Below are 16,300 nucleotides of genomic sequence, written 5' to 3'. Positions count from 1 at the left end.
CGAAGGCGGCCCAATCGCACATCAGGCGACGGTGAGCGCGTTTGCGAGATCCGCGACGAGATCGTCCGGATGCTCGATGCCGATCGACAGGCGGATGGTGGATTCGAGCACGCCAATCCGGTGACGCACCTCGATCGGCACGCCGGAATGGGTCATCGCGGCGGGGTGGCTCGCAAGGGACTCGGTGCCGCCGAGGCTGACGGCAAGTTTAAAAATCTGCAGTGCGTTGAGAAAGCGGAAGGCTGCTTCCTGGCCGCCGACGATGTCGAAGGAGAAGGTCGAGCCGGCGCCGGTGCACTGTGCCGCAAAGGTGCGGCCGACCGGCGAGGCCTCGTCATGGAAGGGCAGGTAATGAATAAGCTCGACCTTGGGGTGGTCGCGCAGGAATTCAGCGACCACGCGGGCGTTTTCGTTCGCCTTGTGCATGCGCACCGCTAGCGTTTCCAACGACCGGCCGATCATCCAGCAGGAATGCGGATCGAGCTGCGTGCCGATCGCGCCGCGAAGCGCCTTCACCTGTTTGATGATCGCCTTCGAGCCGAGCACCGCGCCGGCAATAAGGTCGGAGTGCCCGCCGACATATTTGGTTAGCGAATAGAGCGAGATGTCGGCGCCATATTCGATCGGACGCTGGAAGACTGGACCAAGCAGTGTGTTGTCACAGACGATGATCGGCCTATAGGCCTGTCTTTCTCCGATGGCGTCGGCGATACGACGGATCATCGCAACATCGACGAGGCTGTTTGTGGGGTTCGCCGGCGTCTCGATGAGGATAATGGCGATCCGTCCCTTCTTCATCGCTTCCTCTGCGGCTGCGCTGACGGCCGCCTCGTCGACCCCATCGGAAAAGCCGATGGCAGAAACGCCGAGATTGAGGAAGGTCTTTGCAAGCAGCGTTTCGGTGCCGCCGTAAAGCGGCTGCGAATGCAGGATGGCATCACCCGGACGCACGAAGGCAAGCAGCGTCGTCGCGATCGCCGCCATGCCGGAGGAAAAGAGCGCACCGCTCTCCGTCCCTTCGAAGACCGCGAGGCGATCCTCGACGATCTCGCTGTTCGGGTGATTGAAACGCGAATAGACAAGGCCGGCACCGACGCCTGCCGGCGGCTCGCGCCGGCCGGCGACGAAATCGAAGAAATCGCGGCCCTCCTCGGCCGAGCGGAAGACGAAGGTCGAAGTCAGAAACACCGGCGGCTTGACGGCCCCTTCCGAAAGCTCCGGATCGTAACCATAGTTCAGCATCAGGGTTTCGGGATGCAGCTTGTGGTTACCGATATGGGTCTTGGACGGGTGCGGCGCGGTCATGGCTTCTCTCCTCAAGACGAAGGACTCGACTGACGGCTAAATTATATCAGACGCTTGGACCGATCCTTGCTATTTGCAATCACTTCGCTTTGATGGACGCAAATATTTGCCGGAAACGAGAAGATATGACGCAGAAAATTGCCGATGAAACGGACCGCCGGATTCTGAAGGAACTGCTCGCCGACGCCAGGATCACCAACAACGAGCTTGCCGAACGTGTCGGCCTGTCGCCGTCGCCCTGTCTCAGGCGCTTGCGGCGGCTCGAAGAAGCCGGAGTCATCCGCGGCTACACCGCGCTCGTCGACCCGGCGGTCGAAGGCTGGACGATGACGGCGATCGCCACCGTGCGGCTGAGCCGCCAGCACGAGGACGAGATCGTCATGTTCGAAGAGGCGATCCGCGGCTGGGACGAGGTGCTCGAATGCCATCTCGTCACCGGTTCGCGCGACTATGTGTTGAAGGTCATGAGCGCCGGACTCGAGCAGTACGAGCGCTTCATCAAGGAAAAGATTGCGCGGCTCAAATGCGTCGCCTCGATCGAAACGAGCTTCGTGATGAACACGATCAAGGAGCGGAGGATCTAGTCTCGCCTGACCGCGGCTAACTGGCACGGACCTGCTGTGCCGCCGCACGCCCCCGGTTGCTCCAATTGACTGAAGACGAGTGCGGGGCGACATTGCCGCCTGCGTTGGGGCGCGAAAAAGCAGTGGAGTTCGTCGATGGATTACAGCCGCCGGTCCAGCGCGCCGAGTTCGCAGTCGCTGTCGACAGGGTACCGTGCAAGACATTGGGGCTCGTTCTCCGCGGCGGGGCTGCTCGTCGGCGTGCTCTTCTTCGCCGTATCGCTGACGCCGAGCCTCATTCCGCGGCCGTATCTCATTCAGGCGGTGATCTCCGGCTTTTCGCTCGCCGCCGGTTATGCGATCGGCGTATCCCTGCGCTGGCTCTGGTCCTTTTTCGAACTTCCAGAGCCGACCGCACGGCGGGCACGCACGCTGAAGATCGCCGCGGGAATCGTCTGCATTGCCGCCGCCGCGGTCTTCCTGTGGCAGACGGCGGGCTGGCAAAACACCGTCCGGGACGTCATGGGCCTGGAGCCGATCGAAAGCGCGGAGCCCGTGAAACTCGGCGTTCTTGCCGCCGCTATCTTCATCGTGCTCGTGCTTTTGGCCCGCCTTTTCCGGGCGACGTTCCGCGTTCTTTCCCGATGGCTGGAGTATTTCCTGACACGCCCCATCGCACGAGCCCTTGGCGGGCTCGCGGCCATCGCGCTCTTCTGGTCGGTGGCAAACGGTGTGATCTTCAAGTTCGCGCTCCACGCCGCCGACAGTTCTTTCCAGACGCTCGATGCTCTTATCGATCCCGATGTTGCGCCCCCCAAAGATCCCGTGAAAACAGGCAGCGACGCTTCGCTGCTGCGCTGGGATGATCTCGGGCGGCAAGGCCGACAGTTCATCGCCTCGGGCCCGACCGGCGCGGAGATCGGCGCTTTCTTCGGCGGTGAGGCTCCCGATCCGGTGCGCGTCCCCGACCCGGTCCGCGTCTATGTCGGCCTGAATTCCGCCGAGACGGCTGCGGAGCGTGCCAAACTGGCACTAGAGGAACTAAAGCGCGCCGGCGGTTTCGATCGCAAATCGCTGATCATCGTCGTCCCGACCGGCACCGGCTGGGTCGACCCGGCGGCACTCGACCCGCTCGAATATCTGCTCCATGGCGATGTGGCGAGCGTCGCCGTGCAATATTCCTACCTCACGAGCTGGCTTTCCCTGCTGGTCGAGCCCGGTTATGGAGCCGACGCCGCCGACGCGCTCTTCGATGAGGTCTATGGCTATTGGACAACGTTGCCGAAGGAACGGCGGCCGAAGCTTTATCTGCACGGTTTGAGTCTCGGGGCGATGAACTCGCAAGCTTCCGTCAATCTCTTTAACATTATCAGCGATCCTTTTCAGGGGGCTCTCTGGAGCGGACCGCCCTTTCCGAGCCAGACGTGGCTCTCGGTCACCGCCGACCGCAATGCCGGCTCTCCCGCCTGGCTGCCGCGCTATCAGGATAGCTCCATCATTCGCTTCACCAGTCAGCAGAACGCCCTCGATATTCCGGGCGCACACTGGGGTGCAATGCGGATCGTCTATCTGCAATATGCGAGCGATCCGGTCACTTTCTTCGATCCCTATTCCGTCTACAGGGAGCCGGAATGGATGAAGGCGCCGCGCGGTCCGGACGTTTCGCCGGCTTTCCGCTGGTTCCCGGTGGTGACGATGCTGCAGCTTCTGGCAGATATGGCACTCGCGACGACCTCGCCGATCGGCTACGGCCACGTCTATGCGCCAGAGCATTATATCGATGCCTGGATGGCGGTCACCGATCCGCAGGGCGTGACGCCGGAGGACGTGACGCGGCTGAAGGCGCATTTCAAGGACAGGTTTTAGAGGCTCTCTGATGGCAGGAGCAAGCCATCCATGGAGGCGATGATCTTGCGGTGCTGGTGGGCGTGGCGTGTGCGAAGGCTCGTCGCCGCGTAGACGGCCTGCGGGATCACTGGCGCGTCGGTGACGCGACTTGCGACGCCGAGTTCGGAGAGCCGCAGCGCAGCAGCGCTTGTCACATAGGCAGCGCCCCCCAGCGCCTGCAGCAGGCCGGTGATCGCCATGTTCTGCCCGGCGGCGAGCGAAGCAGCCGAAAGATGCGGCAGGGCCAGCCGGTGCGCGCGGTCGAAGGCGGGCGAATAACTTGAGCGGATATAGGTCTCAGGCTTCACCTCGCCGATCTCATGCGCATCGGTGCTGACCATAAGGTAATGCAGTTCGCCGATCCGTTCATAATGAAGATCGGGCAGGTAATGCGGCGTGTAGAGGATCGCAAGATCGAGTTCTCCGGCGGCGAGATCGCGGTTCATCTGGTTCGAATAATCGGCTTCCATATAGATCTCCGTTGTCGGCAGCTCGCGCCGAATGGCCGCTACCCAGCGGCCGGCAAGGGTCTCTGCTAGGTCATGCTGGATGCCGAGCCGCATCGAACGCTCCAAGGCACCAGCGCTGGCGACAGCGCGAGTCGCTTCATGCCACTGATTTTGCAGGGCTTTGGCGTAATCCAGAAAGCGAAGGCCTGAGGCGGTCGGAACGGTGCCGCCCTTGTTGCGGGTGAAGAGCTTGCGGTTGAATTGCGCCTCCAGCGCCTTCACACGATGAGAAACGGTCGATTGGGTGATGTTCAGCCGTTCGGCGGTGCGGTTGAAGCTTCGCGTCTCCATCAGGTCCAGAAAGGTCTCGATCAGGTCAACTTGCATTTGCGACGCTCCTCAGTTCCGCCAGAGGAATCTAATCGAATTCTTCGATCAAAAAAGCCTCCTTTCTGTGCTTGATGGTTCTTGGCTCCTCGTCAAATATCGCGACAAAACGAGGGAACTACGCATGTCGATTTTGCCGTCTCACGCGCGGGTCGTGATCATCGGCGGGGGAGCGGTTGGCGCTTCCTCGCTCTTTCATCTGGCCAAGGCCGGCTGGACCGATTGTGTGCTTCTGGAAAAGAACGAGTTGACGGCCGGCTCGACATGGCATGCGGCGGGTAATGTGCCGACCTTCTCCTCATCCTGGTCGATCATGAACATGCAGCGCTATTCGGCGTCGCTCTACCGCGAGTTGGGGACGCTCGTCGATTATCCGATGAACTATCACGTGACGGGGTCCGTCCGCCTCGGCCATTCCAAGGAACGGCTGCAGGAGTTCAAGCGTGTCGTCGGCATGGGCCGCTACCAGGGCATGGACCTCGATATACTCACGCCGAACGAGATGCGCGGCCGCTATCCTTTCCTCGAAACGCATGATCTGAGCGGCGCGCTCTACGATCCCTATGACGGCGACATCGACCCGGCGCAGCTCACCCAGGCGCTAGCCAAGGGCGCGCGCGACATGGGCGCGAAGATCATCCGCTTCTGTCCTGTAACGGGCGCACGCCGCGAGAACGACGAGTGGGTCATCACCACGCCGCAGGGCGAAATCCGCTGCGAGTACGTCGTCAATGCCGCCGGCTATTATGCCCGCGAAGTCGGCAAGATGTTCGGCCGCGACGTCCCGATGATGGTGATGAGCCATCAATACATTCTCTTCGACGAGATCCCGGAGCTTGCCGCCTGGTCGAAGGAGGCGGGCCACAAGCTGCCGCTCTTACGCGATGTCGATTCTTCCTATTATCTCCGGCAGGAGAAATACGGCATGAATCTCGGACCCTACGAGAAGAACTGCCGGGCGCATTGGACCACACCGGACGATCCGATGCCGGCGGATTTCTCCTTCCAGCTCTTCCCCGACGATCTCGAAAGGTTGGAATGGTATCTGAACGACGCGGTCGAGCGTGTACCAATCCTCGGAACGGCAGGCCTTTCGCGCGTCATCAACGGGCCGATCCCCTATGCGCCGGACGGCAATCCGCTGATCGGGCCGATGCCGGGCGTGCCGAATGCCTTCGAGGCCTGCGTCTTCACCTTCGGCATCTGCCAGGCGGGCGGCGCCGGCAAGGTGCTCGCCGAATGGGTCACCGAAGGCCAGACGGAATGGGACATGTGGTCATGCGATCCGCGCCGCTACACCGACTATACCGACCAGGATTATTGCATCGCTAAGGGCATGGAAGTCTACGGCCATGAATATGCAATGCATTTCCCGAAGCACTATTGGCCTGCCGGGCGCAATAGGAAGCTGTCGCCGATCCACGACCGCATCGCCGCGCTCGGCGCGCAATTCAAGCCCTATAACGGCTGGGAGCGCGCCATGTGGTACGCCAAGCCCGGCGACGATACGTCGGAAGAGGCGACGCAGACCTGGGGTCGCGAAGGGCCTTGGGCGAAACGCATCGCAGAGGAATGCCTCGCCGTGCGCGACGCCGCCGGCATTTTGGACCTGCCGGGATTCTCGCGCTTCCGGGTGAATGGCGAGGGCGCGCGGGAATGGCTCTCCGGCCTCATCACCGGTCGCGTGCCGAAGCCTGGACGCATCGGTTTGGCCTATTTCGCCGATAACAAGGGCCGCATCGTCACGGAAATGTCTGTGATGGCGATCGAGGAAGATTTCTTCTTCCTGATCACCGCGGCGGCAGCGCAATGGCACGATTTCGAATGGCTGCAAAAGCACCGCCCGGCGGATGCGGCCTTCACGCTTGAAGACGTGACGGCGAATTGCTGCTGCCAAATCCTGACGGGGCCGAAATCACGCGCGATTCTTGCAGAAGTCGCGGACGCCGATCTTTCGAAGGGGTGGCTCACGCACCAGACGGCGAAGATCGCCGGGCGCTATTGCCAGTTGGTTCGGGTCTCCTTCGCCGGCGAGCTCGGCTGGGAAATCCATACGAAGGTCGATGATACCGCGGCAATCTTCGATGCCGTGTGGGAGGCCGGGCAGAAGCGCGGGCTGAAACCCTTCGGCATGGAAGCGCTCGATAGCCTGCGCATCGAGAAGGGCTATCGCGCCTGGAAGGGCGATCTGTCGACGGACTACACGATCCTGCAAGGCGGGCTCGAGCGCTTCGTCGATTGGTCGAAGCCGGCCTTCAAGGGCAAGGCGGCGCTGGAGCGCGAGAAGCAGCAAGGCATCGCGAAACGCTTCGTGACGCTGACAGTCGAGGCTGGCGATTGCGACGCGCCTTATATGTCGACGCTCTGGTCGGGCGGTCAGGTCGTCGGCGAAACGACCTCCGGCAACTGGGGCTATCGCGTCGGCAAGTCGATCGCGCTCGGCATGCTGCGCGCCGATCTCGCCGTGCCTGGGCAGGAGATCGAAGTCGAAGTTTTCGGCGACCGCGTCAAGGCCACGGTGCAGCCGGACCAGCCGCTCTGGGATCCCTCGAATGAAAGACTGAAGGCATGATGAAACCCGTTCCTGCAAAAGCGCGTGCCGTCATCATCGGGGGCGGCGTTTCCGGCTGCTCGGTCGCCTATCATCTGTCGAAGCTCGGCTGGACCGATGTGGTGCTGCTCGAGCGCAAGCAACTGACCTGCGGTACGACCTGGCATGCCGCGGGCCTCATCGGTCAGCTTCGCGCCTCGCAGAACATGACGCGGCTCGCAAAATACTCGGCCGACCTCTACGTCAAGCTCGAGGCGGAGACCGGTATTGCCACAGGCATGCGCCAGAATGGCTCGATCACAGTTGCCTTGACGGAAGAGCGCAAGGAGGAAATCTACCGGCAGGCCTCGCTCGCGCGCGCCTTCAACGTCGATGTGCGCGAGATCACGCCGGAAGAGGTGAAGGCGATGTATCCGCACCTCAACGTCTCGGACGTCAAGGCGGCGGTACATCTGCCGCTTGATGGCCAGTGCGACCCGGCCAATATCGCCATGGCGCTTGCCAAAGGCGCGCGGCAGAACGGCGCGACGATCATCGAGGGCGTCAAGGTCACGTCAGTTCTGAAAAAGGACGGCCGCGTCACCGGCGTTACCTGCGAGCAGAACGGCGAGAGCTTCACCATCGAGACGGAAAACGTCGTCAACTGCGCCGGCATGTGGGGCAGGGAATTCGCTCGCCAATCCGGCGTGACGGTGCCGCTTCATGCCTGCGAGCATTTCTATATCGTGACCGAGGCAATCCCGGGCTTGAGCCGCCTGCCGGTGCTGCGCGTGCCGGACGAATGCACCTACTACAAGGAAGATGCCGGCAAGATGCTGATCGGCGCCTTCGAACTGAAGGCAAAGCCCTGGGGGATGGAGGGCATCCGCGAGGATTTCTGCTTCGACCAATTGCCGGAAGATTTCGACCACTTTGCGCCGATCCTCGAGATGGCCGTCAACCGCATGCCGATGCTGGAGACGGCGGGCATCCATACCTTCTTCAACGGGCCGGAAAGCTTCACGCCGGACGATCGCTACTATCTCGGCGAGGCGCCAGAGCTCAAAGGCTATTGGGTTGCAGCTGGATACAACTCGATCGGCATCGTATCTTCCGGCGGCGCCGGCATGGCGCTGGCGCAATGGATGAACGACGGCGAGCCACCCTTCGATCTCTGGGAGGTCGATATCCGCAGGGCGCAACCTTTCCAGAAGAACCGCGCCTATCTCCAGGAGCGCGTATCCGAAACACTCGGCCTGCTCTATGCGGATCATTTCCCCTATCGCCAGATGGCGACGGCGCGCGGCGTCCGCCGCTCGCCGCTGCATGAGCATCTGAAGGCCCGCGGCGCCGTTTTTGGCGAAGTGGCGGGATGGGAGCGCGCCAACTGGTTCGCGAGCGACGGCCAGGAACGCGAATACCGCTATTCCTGGAAGCGGCAAAACTGGTTCGAGAACCAGCGGGAAGAGCATCTGGCGGTTCGCGGCGGTGTCGGTCTCTTCGACATGACCTCCTTTGGCAAGATCCGGGTCGAGGGGCGCGATGCGCTAGCTTTTCTGCAGCGCCTATGCGCCAACGATATGAACGTTGCGCCGGGGCGGATCGTCTATACGCAGATGCTGAATGCGCGCGGCGGCATCGAGAGCGATCTAACCGTTACGCGGCTCTCGGAGACCGCCTTCTTTCTTGTCGTGCCGGGCGCGACCTTGCAGCGGGATCTTGCTTGGCTGCGAAAACATCTTCGCGACGAGTTCGTGGTGATCACGGATGTCACCGCCGCCGAAAGCGTGCTCTGCGTCATGGGGCCGAAGTCGCGGGAGCTGATGCGAAAGGTGAGCCCGAACGATTTCTCCAACCTTGCCCATCCCTTCGGTACGGCACGCGAGATCGAGATCGGCATGGGCCTCGCGCGTGCGCACCGCGTCACCTATGTGGGCGAACTCGGCTGGGAGCTTTATGTCTCGACCGATCAGGCGGCGCATGTGTTCGAGACGCTGGAGGCGGCAGGACAGGATGTCGGGCTCAAGCTCTGCGGTCTTCACACGCTCGATAGCTGCCGTATCGAGAAGGCCTTCCGTCACTTTGGCCATGACATCACCGACGAGGATCATGTGCTCGAAGCCGGGCTCGGATTTGCGGTGAAGCCCGACAAGGGAGATTTCATCGGCCGCGAGGCGGTGCTTGCTAGACATGAGCGGGGTCTTTCGCGCCGGTTGGTGCAGTTCCGGCTCGCGGATTCGGAGCCGCTGCTGTTCCACAACGAGGCGATCGTCCGCGACGGGGAAATCGTCGGCACGATCACCTCGGGCAATTACGGCCATCACCTCGGCGCTGCGATAGGCCTGGGCTACGTGCCCTCCGAAGGCGAACGCGACGCGGATGTGCTTGCGTCGAGCTACGAGATCGAAATCGCCGGAACCCGGGTCAAGGCTGAGGCTTCGCTGAAGCCGATGTATGACCCGAAAGCTGAGCGCGTGCGGGCGTAAGCGTGATCTGAAAAGTGGGAACCAGTTTTCGGATAAATCACGCGATAAAACAAACGTCTAGAGCATCCCGCTTTCAAGCGGAACCGCTGAAAGCGGACAAGATGCTCTAGAATCTAGAGTGCTAGAGCGTCCCTTGTGCGTTCACTTGAACGCACGGCGCTCTAGAGCACGATTGGGAGAGATATGACGATGACTGACGAATGCGCAGTTGCTGGTTCGAGACGGTCCGGGGGACGGGCGGCGCGTGTGGCGCTCCGCTCCGCGCCGCTTGCTGAAAACATCCGGCCGGTGCGCCCAGGGCTGCCGGGTGGTCAGTACAAACCGTTGACGGAAGCGAGCGTCAAACGGATCCATGAGGCGGCGCTCGATGCGCTTGAGCAGATCGGCCTCGCCAATGCGCCGAAGTCCGGCATCGAGATCATGACCGGAGCCGGCGCGATCCTCGGCGACGACGGGCGCATTCGCTTCCCCCGTGCGCTGGTCGAGGACATGCTGGCTGTCGCCGCGCGCGACATTACCCTTTATGCTCGCGACCCGAAACAGGACCTCGAACTCAGCGGAACCCGCGTCTATTACGGCACGGCCGGCGCGGCGGTCCACGTGGTCGATGTCGAGAAACGCGAATATCGCGAATCGACGGCCAAGGATCTCTTGAATGCGGCGCAGCTCGTTCATTACCTCGACAACGTCCATTTCTTCCAGAGGGCGATGGTCTGCCGGGATATCCCTGATAATTTCCTGATGGACATCAACACACTCTATGCCTGCTGCGCCGGTACGACCAAACATGTCGGCACCAGCTTCTCCGATCCGTCGCATGTCGAGGGCTGCTTTGATCTTCTGCACATGATCGCAGGCGGTGACGACAAGTGGCGGCCTCGGCCATTCGTTTCGAATTCGAACTGCTTCGTCGTTCCGCCAATGAAATTCGCCGAGGAAAGCTGCATCACCATGGAGAAGTGCATCCGCGGCGGCATGCCGATCCTGCTGCTTTCGGCGGGGCAGGCAGGCGCAACCGCGCCGGCGCCGCTTGCCGCTGCGATCGTGCAGGCCGTCGCCGAATGCTTGGCGGGCGTCGTCTATGTCAACGCCATGGCGCCGGGACATCCGGCGATCTTTGGCACCTGGCCTTTTGTTTCAGATCTGAGGACAGGGGCGATGTCCGGTGGCTCCGGCGAGCAGGCGCTGCTGACGGCGGGCTGTGCGCAGATGCATCAATTCTATCGCCTGCCGGGCGGCGCCGCCGCCGGCATTGCGGATGCCAAGCTGCCGGACATGCAGGCCGGCTGGGAGCAGGCGATCTCCAATGTCATGGCGGGACTTTCCGGGCTCAACATGGTCTATGAGGCCGTCGGCATGCATGCCTCGCTGCTCGGCTTCTGCCTGGAATCGCTGGTGCTCGGCGACGACCTGCTCGGACAAGTTCAGCGCTGCATCCGCGGCATCGATGTGACGGAGGACTCGGTTTCGCTCGAAACCATGCGCTCCGTCTGCCTCGATGGCCCCGGCCACTATCTCGGTCATCCGCAGACGCTCGGTCTGATGCAGACGGAATATATCTATCCGGCGGTGGCCGACCGGACGAGCCCGAAGGAATGGGTGGAAATCGGCCGTCCGGACCTCATCGCGCGCGCGATTGAGAGAAAGAACCGCATTCTCGCGGAGGCCGCACCTTCGGTGATTGCGCCGGAGATCGACCGGGCGATTCGGGAGAAGTTCAGTATCTATTGCTGATGCGTCTCGCCACGCGTCCGATGACGATTCGCCCCCATGTTGACCCTCTCTCCGCCAGCGGGGAGAGGGAACTGAGAGGCTGCCGCAAGTCCCTTCTCCCCTCTCGAAAGGGTGAGAAGGTGCTGGCAGGCGGATGAGGGACAAAAATGCGCGAAACTGCTCGCCTGGCGCCATCCAAATCACCGGGCCGCCGCGCCCCTGACCTCGCTCACCCGATAGGTCCACTTCGGTGCGGTCGGAGCTTCTCCGTTTCTGAAGGGGAAAGTTAGGAAAGTCTCGAACGGACGGGCTTCACCGCCCGGCACACGCAGGAGGATGAGCGCCGTGTCGTCGCCGATCTGCTCACATGGGGCCTTGGGGCAGTCTTCGAGCGTGACGGTCAGGCGGAAGTATTCCAGCGTGAAGCCGGAGGTATTGCTGACTGTCCCCTGAACACGGTAGCTGCGCTGGGACTGATTACGCTCGAATGTCAGATTTTCGAGCATGATGTCGGCAGCGGTCAGTCCGGTGGCCGGACGCGTCGGCTCGGGTGCCGGAACCTCATCCGGGGTGCTTTCGCTCAGCCAGATCAGGAAGGCAGCACTAAGCCCCAGTGCAACTGCAATCGACAGGACCGGCTCCAGCCAACTGCGAAAACGGCCGTAGCGGGCCGCGAGATACACGAGCGCCACGCCCAGGGGCAACGCAATCAGCCACAGCATGAAGATCCTCCTCCGAGAACCTTATATAGGGTGGCGCACGGCTGGCAATCACCGCAGCTCTGGCCATCGGCTGAGCGGACAAGGTGCCCTGAAATCAACGGGCTAGAGCCGCCGTCCATAGCTTCTTCGCCAGGCTGACCCTGCTTATTTCTTCAAGCTGATCCAATAGCTGCCTTCGAAGGGAACGGCGGCGAAGCGTCGGTTGATCTCCGCAAGCGTCGCGGCCGGATCGATGTCGGGAAAGAGGTCCGGACGCAGCCACGAGGCAAAGGCTTCCGCCGCGACGATGTTCAGCGGAATGGCGTTGAAGAAATTCCAAAGGCCGTGAACACGCCCGTTGCGGACCGCCGCTATGCTCGCTCTCACGGGTGTTTCGAGGGCGTTGGCCAACGTCTGCTCTGCCTCATCGGCGTTAACGCCGGGACCGATCGAGAAGCCGCTGTATTTTCCGCCCGGCGAGGACGTGGCGATATAGACATCCGGGTTCTCGGCCATCACTGCTTCCGCATTGACCATGCCGCCCGGGCGGGGAAGCTTGCCAGCGGCGATATTGCGGCTGCCGGTGATGCCGATGAATTCGCCGAGACCGCCGGTGCCATAGGCCCAGCAGCAACTGTCTGCGCCCGGGAAAGCCTCCATGAGAACGGTCGGTCCGGATTCCGGATGCTTCGCGACGCGGTCGCGGATTCGGGCGAGGCGCTCCTCGTAGAAGCGCGCGAATTCTTCGGCCTTTTCCTCCTGTTCGAAGATCTTGCCGAGCAGCCGCATGTTGCCGGGCGTGTTCTTGAGCGGGTCGCCGTTGAAATCTACCACGATCACCGGCACGCCGATCCCCGAGAGATAGTCGATCGCGCGCTGGCCCTGTTCCGTATCCGCCTGCCAGTTGGCGAGGATTGCGAGATCGGCTCTCAGCGTCAGGATCGTCTCAAAGGAAAGGCCCGGTCCGCTGCCGTCGTCGATCAGCGGAACGTCGGCAAGCTTCGGGAATTTGCGCAGGAAGCTTTGGTAGATCTCGGGATTGTCGTTCTTCATGTCGCCGGACCAGCCGGCGAGGAGAGCAACCGGATCCGGATGAATGAGTGAGAGCGCCAAGAGATTGAAACCGCTGCCGAGCAGGACGGCTTTGGGCGCGGCAGGTATCGTCACCTCTCGGCCCACCGCATCGGTGACGGTCATCGGCCACTGCACCTCGGCCAGCGCGGAAAGCGGGGAGAAGGCGATCAGGAGAAATGCGACGGCGCGAACGAAGGCGCGGCGGCAAAGAAGTAGGCGAGACAAACTACTGTTTCCTTTGGCTGGGGAGGGCGCAGAGGCTGCCACAGCTCGGGATTCCCGGGAGGAGATATCTGAGACAGCAGATCTTGCGCCGGCAGACGCGCGTCCCATCCTCTTCCTCGTGACGCAGACAGTCGAAGAAGGGATTGGGCGCGCCATTCGGCATCGACTTGAGGCCGATCATGGTGTCGGCGTGCTTGCTCAAGGGTTCGGTTCCGGCGGTGCGAAGGGCGTAATCGATATAGACCGCGGCATTGTTCCAGGCGAGCTTCGGCGAGATGCCGCCGAACGCCTTGAGATGACCGACCACCTTGGCGAGGTGCTCTTCCATCAGGGGTGTGAGGACGGAGAAGATTTCTTCCTCGCCGTCGTCCCGCCAGTCGCCAGCCGTCGAGACTCCGAAGGCGCGCGGGAGCCCGTCGGCGGAAAGCGCCACGGTCATCTTGTCGAAGGCGACCGGTAGCGCCTGACGATCGAGCACGCGCGCGACGACATAGGGGATTGTGAGACAGGAGAAATAATAGAGCGACCACATGGAGGCGACGGCGCGCCGGTCGGTGCCGCCGGAAGCCTCGGCGTAAGTGGTGAGCGCCCGATCGAACGCGCCGGAGCCGAAAAACTCCGGCAGAGCGATGCCGTCGGCGAGTGCTTCCGACAGCATCATCTTCTCATTGCACCAGGCATGCGGGCCGGCGAAAGCGGCCGAGAGAACCCTCGGCCCGCCGGCATGCGTCATGTTTTCATGACCGCCCGTCGCCATGACGTTACCAGTTGTAACGCAGCGAGCCGATGACGGTACGGCCCTGGTCGCGATGGCAGTACCCGGCAGTGCATACCGCTTCGCGGCGATCAAAGAGATTGGTGGCATTTACCTGCAGTTGCAGACCCTCATACTTTTTGTCGATCGCTGCAAAGTCATAGCCAACAGATGCATCGAACAGGATACGCGAACTGTTTCTGAAGGTGTTCTGGTCATTGCCGTAACTGGAGCCGACAAAGCGCGCGCCGCCGCCTATGCTGAGTCCGGCACCTGGACCATCTTCCGGCAGTGTGTAGTAGGCCCATACCGATGCGATGTGGTGTGGCGCGGAAGAGACATAGTTTCCAACCGTGCCGACAGGCCCTTGGATGATCTTCACGTCGGTATAGGCATAAGACGCTGTTAGCGAGAGGCCGTTGTCGAGGCTGGTATTCGCTTCGACCTCGAAACCACGCGAACGCAGTTTGCCGCGCTGAACCTGAATGTTGCTGCTCCCGACGGCCTCGAGATAGAGGCCATTCTTCTGATCGATGTTGAAGAGAGCGGCGGTGATCAGCGTATTGCTGTTGGGCAAGAGGTATTTGACGCCGATTTCTTCCTGTTCGCTTTCGGTCGGCTTGAAAGGTTGGTTCGTTTCTTTGTTGAAGCCGGCGTTGGGCAAAAATGCGGTTGAGTAGCTGATATAGGGGGCGAGGCCAAAGTCAGTCTGATATGTGAGCCCTACGCGGCCAGAGAACTCTTTGTCCTTTTGCGAAATCGTCGTGAGCGAGTCGGTGGCGAGATCTGTCGTATCCGTGTCGGTCGAGACCCAGTCGTAGCGACCGCCTACGGTCAAGGTCCAGGCGTCGTAGCGGATCTGGTCTTGCAGGTAGGTACCGAGTTGCCACTGATCCTGTACTGTGCGGGTATTGAAATCGATTGGATCTACCGGGCGACCTTGTGTCGGATTTTTTGTGTCGAGCGGCGGCGACACGCCACGTCCGTCGAGCGCGCGGAAACGCAGCTTAGTGTAGTCGATGCCGGCAAGCAGCGTATGCTCGAGCGCGCCCGTGTCGAACTTGGCTTCCAACTGGCTATCAATGACGAACGCCGCCAACCGTTCGTCGTATGTGCCGGCCACGCTGTCAAGCAACGTTGGATCGTCAGCATTCGGCCCATAGGCGAAGTCCCAGTCTGCGTCGATGTTCAGAGTGGACACTCGTGCATTCTGGCGGAAAACAAACGTATCATTGAGCCGGTGCTCGAATTCATAGCCGATACGCGCCTGCTTCTGTACTGAGTCGTTGAAGGCAGGATTGCCGGCAAAGATGTCGGTCGCCCTACCCGTGGCTGGGTCGTTGTAGTAGGTCGCCGTGCCTCCGGTCTTGGTGCGCGAATACTCTCCGAGAATGGTTAGTTTGGTGCCTTCGTCCGGTTTCCAGGTGAAGGCCGGCGCGATGTAGGCGCGGTCGTCGGGGACGCCGACCTGCTCCGTGTCAGCATCGCGCAGCAAGCCGGTTAGGCGGTAATAGACGGGATCGGCCTCATTCACCGGGCCTGAGAAGTCGAATTGGCCCTGATAACGGTCGTGACTGCCATATTGAACCTGCACCTCTCGTAACGTGTCTTCCGTCGGCCGCTTGGTGACGAGATTGTAAAGACCGCCGGCACCGGTTGCGCCGTAGAGGGCCGAGGAGGGGCCGCGCAGGATCGAAACTCCTTCGAGTCCGTAGGGCTCATTCTTGAAGATCGAGTCCACGGCAGCCGGCTGCCGGAGGTTGTCGCGGAAGACGCCGGTATAGGTTACATCGAAGCCGCGCACAAAGAAGGCGTCGAAGCGAGGATCGAAGCCGTAGGCTCCGACGCGCGTCCCCGGCGTATAGGCGAGCGTTTCAAGCAGCGTCTGCGGATTGCGATCCTTCAACTGCTGCTCGGTGACGGAGGAGATCGATTGCGGCGTTTCCAGGAAGGGCGTGTCTGTCTTGGCTCCGGTCGCGCTGCTGATGCCGACATAGCCTTCCGCCGTGATGACGCCGCCGCTGCCGCCGTTCACAACCAAGGTTTCGAGAGTAGTCGAATCTCCATCGCTGGAGGTCTCCTGTTCGGCCTCTTGCGCCTGCGCGGTGGCGACGAGGGCGAGGGCGGACGTGGCGGCGAGGACCGCGCGGATCAGCGGCAGGAGACGGGTGGTGTTGGTAGGCATGCGACGCAACTTTCTGATCGATAAGCGAAAAGCGAATAAGA

11 protein-coding genes are annotated in these 16,300 nt (G+C 61.7%); 5 read left to right on the top strand and 6 right to left on the bottom strand.

Going from position 1 to position 16,300, the window contains the following annotated elements; genetic code table 11:
• Positions 1–21: 21 nt before the first annotated feature.
• Positions 22–1,305, bottom strand: coding sequence for a cystathionine gamma-synthase family protein (locus PYH37_RS23760; RefSeq protein WP_280733904.1), 1,284 nt, complete (start codon positions 1,303–1,305; stop codon positions 22–24).
• A 125-nt stretch (positions 1,306–1,430) separates the two neighbouring features.
• On the opposite strand from PYH37_RS23760, the gene PYH37_RS23755 reads away from it, so the two are divergent.
• The gene (locus tag PYH37_RS23755; RefSeq protein ID WP_280733903.1) at positions 1,431–1,889 is read left to right on the top strand and encodes an Lrp/AsnC family transcriptional regulator; all 459 of its coding nucleotides are present in this window, start codon (positions 1,431–1,433) and stop codon (positions 1,887–1,889) included.
• 135 nt (positions 1,890–2,024) lie between these two features.
• Positions 2,025–3,734, top strand: coding sequence for an alpha/beta hydrolase (locus tag PYH37_RS23750; RefSeq protein ID WP_280733902.1), 1,710 nt, complete (start codon positions 2,025–2,027; stop codon positions 3,732–3,734).
• Here the strand turns inward: PYH37_RS23750 and PYH37_RS23745 are convergent.
• Entirely contained in the window at positions 3,731–4,591 is an 861-nt protein-coding gene (locus PYH37_RS23745; protein WP_280733901.1) for a LysR family transcriptional regulator, read from the bottom strand. The two genes, PYH37_RS23750 and PYH37_RS23745, sit on opposite strands and share 4 nt — an antisense overlap.
• A 124-nt stretch (positions 4,592–4,715) precedes the next feature.
• Here PYH37_RS23745 and PYH37_RS23740 point away from each other — a divergent pair, with 124 nt between their 5' ends.
• The 3 genes from PYH37_RS23740 (at position 4,716) to PYH37_RS23730 (ending at position 11,341) form a co-directional block, all read left to right on the top strand.
• On the top strand, positions 4,716–7,163 hold the full coding sequence (locus PYH37_RS23740; protein WP_280733900.1) for a GcvT family protein: 2,448 nt from the start codon (positions 4,716–4,718) through the stop codon (positions 7,161–7,163).
• Entirely contained in the window at positions 7,160–9,607 is a 2,448-nt protein-coding gene (locus tag PYH37_RS23735) for a GcvT family protein (RefSeq protein WP_280733899.1), read from the top strand. Before PYH37_RS23740 ends, PYH37_RS23735 begins: the two co-directional genes overlap by 4 nt.
• Before the next feature lie 189 nt (positions 9,608–9,796).
• Positions 9,797–11,341 (top strand): trimethylamine methyltransferase family protein, encoded by a 1,545-nt coding sequence (locus tag PYH37_RS23730; RefSeq protein ID WP_280733898.1) that lies wholly within the window; start codon positions 9,797–9,799, stop codon positions 11,339–11,341.
• Positions 11,342–11,520: 179 nt separating this feature from the next.
• On the opposite strand, the gene PYH37_RS23725 is transcribed toward PYH37_RS23730, so the two are convergent.
• The 4 genes from PYH37_RS23725 to PYH37_RS23710 all read right to left on the bottom strand — a co-directional run bounded on the left by PYH37_RS23725 (position 11,521) and on the right by PYH37_RS23710 (position 16,259).
• Complete coding sequence (locus tag PYH37_RS23725; protein ID WP_280733896.1) at positions 11,521–12,042, bottom strand: hypothetical protein; 522 nt, start codon at positions 12,040–12,042, stop codon at positions 11,521–11,523.
• 144 nt (positions 12,043–12,186) lie between these two features.
• Positions 12,187–13,320, bottom strand: a complete 1,134-nt coding sequence (locus tag PYH37_RS23720) for an ABC transporter substrate-binding protein (RefSeq protein ID WP_280733895.1) — start codon at positions 13,318–13,320, stop codon at positions 12,187–12,189.
• Position 13,321: 1 nt separating this feature from the next.
• Entirely contained in the window at positions 13,322–14,077 is a 756-nt protein-coding gene (gene fhuF / locus PYH37_RS23715) for a siderophore-iron reductase FhuF (protein ID WP_280733894.1), read from the bottom strand.
• 4 nt (positions 14,078–14,081) lie between these two features.
• Complete coding sequence (locus PYH37_RS23710) at positions 14,082–16,259, bottom strand: TonB-dependent siderophore receptor (protein ID WP_280733893.1); 2,178 nt, start codon at positions 16,257–16,259, stop codon at positions 14,082–14,084.
• Between the last annotated feature and the right edge of the window lie 41 nt (positions 16,260–16,300).

This window comes from Sinorhizobium numidicum, from assembly GCF_029892045.1.
Lineage (GTDB): Bacteria > Pseudomonadota > Alphaproteobacteria > Rhizobiales > Rhizobiaceae > Sinorhizobium > Sinorhizobium numidicum.
Note: the sequence above shows the minus strand (reverse complement) of the source record. Positions and strands in the feature narration are given on the sequence as shown.

Excerpts from the sequence above, each read along its gene's own strand:
- PYH37_RS23750 (WP_280733902.1), top strand. The coding sequence starts at position 2,025 with ATGGATTACAGCCGCCGGTCCAGCGCGCCGAGTTCGCAGTCGCTGTCG.
- PYH37_RS23740 (WP_280733900.1), top strand. The coding sequence starts at position 4,716 with ATGTCGATTTTGCCGTCTCACGCGCGGGTCGTGATCATCGGCGGGGGA.
- PYH37_RS23730 (WP_280733898.1), top strand. The coding sequence starts at position 9,797 with ATGACTGACGAATGCGCAGTTGCTGGTTCGAGACGGTCCGGGGGACGG.
- PYH37_RS23755 (WP_280733903.1), top strand. The coding sequence starts at position 1,431 with ATGACGCAGAAAATTGCCGATGAAACGGACCGCCGGATTCTGAAGGAA.
- fhuF (WP_280733894.1), bottom strand. The coding sequence starts at position 14,077 with ATGGCGACGGGCGGTCATGAAAACATGACGCATGCCGGCGGGCCGAGG.
- PYH37_RS23760 (WP_280733904.1), bottom strand. The coding sequence starts at position 1,305 with ATGACCGCGCCGCACCCGTCCAAGACCCATATCGGTAACCACAAGCTG.
- PYH37_RS23710 (WP_280733893.1), bottom strand. The coding sequence starts at position 16,259 with ATGCCTACCAACACCACCCGTCTCCTGCCGCTGATCCGCGCGGTCCTC.
- PYH37_RS23735 (WP_280733899.1), top strand. The coding sequence starts at position 7,160 with ATGATGAAACCCGTTCCTGCAAAAGCGCGTGCCGTCATCATCGGGGGC.
- PYH37_RS23745 (WP_280733901.1), bottom strand. The coding sequence starts at position 4,591 with ATGCAAGTTGACCTGATCGAGACCTTTCTGGACCTGATGGAGACGCGA.
- PYH37_RS23725 (WP_280733896.1), bottom strand. The coding sequence starts at position 12,042 with ATGCTGTGGCTGATTGCGTTGCCCCTGGGCGTGGCGCTCGTGTATCTC.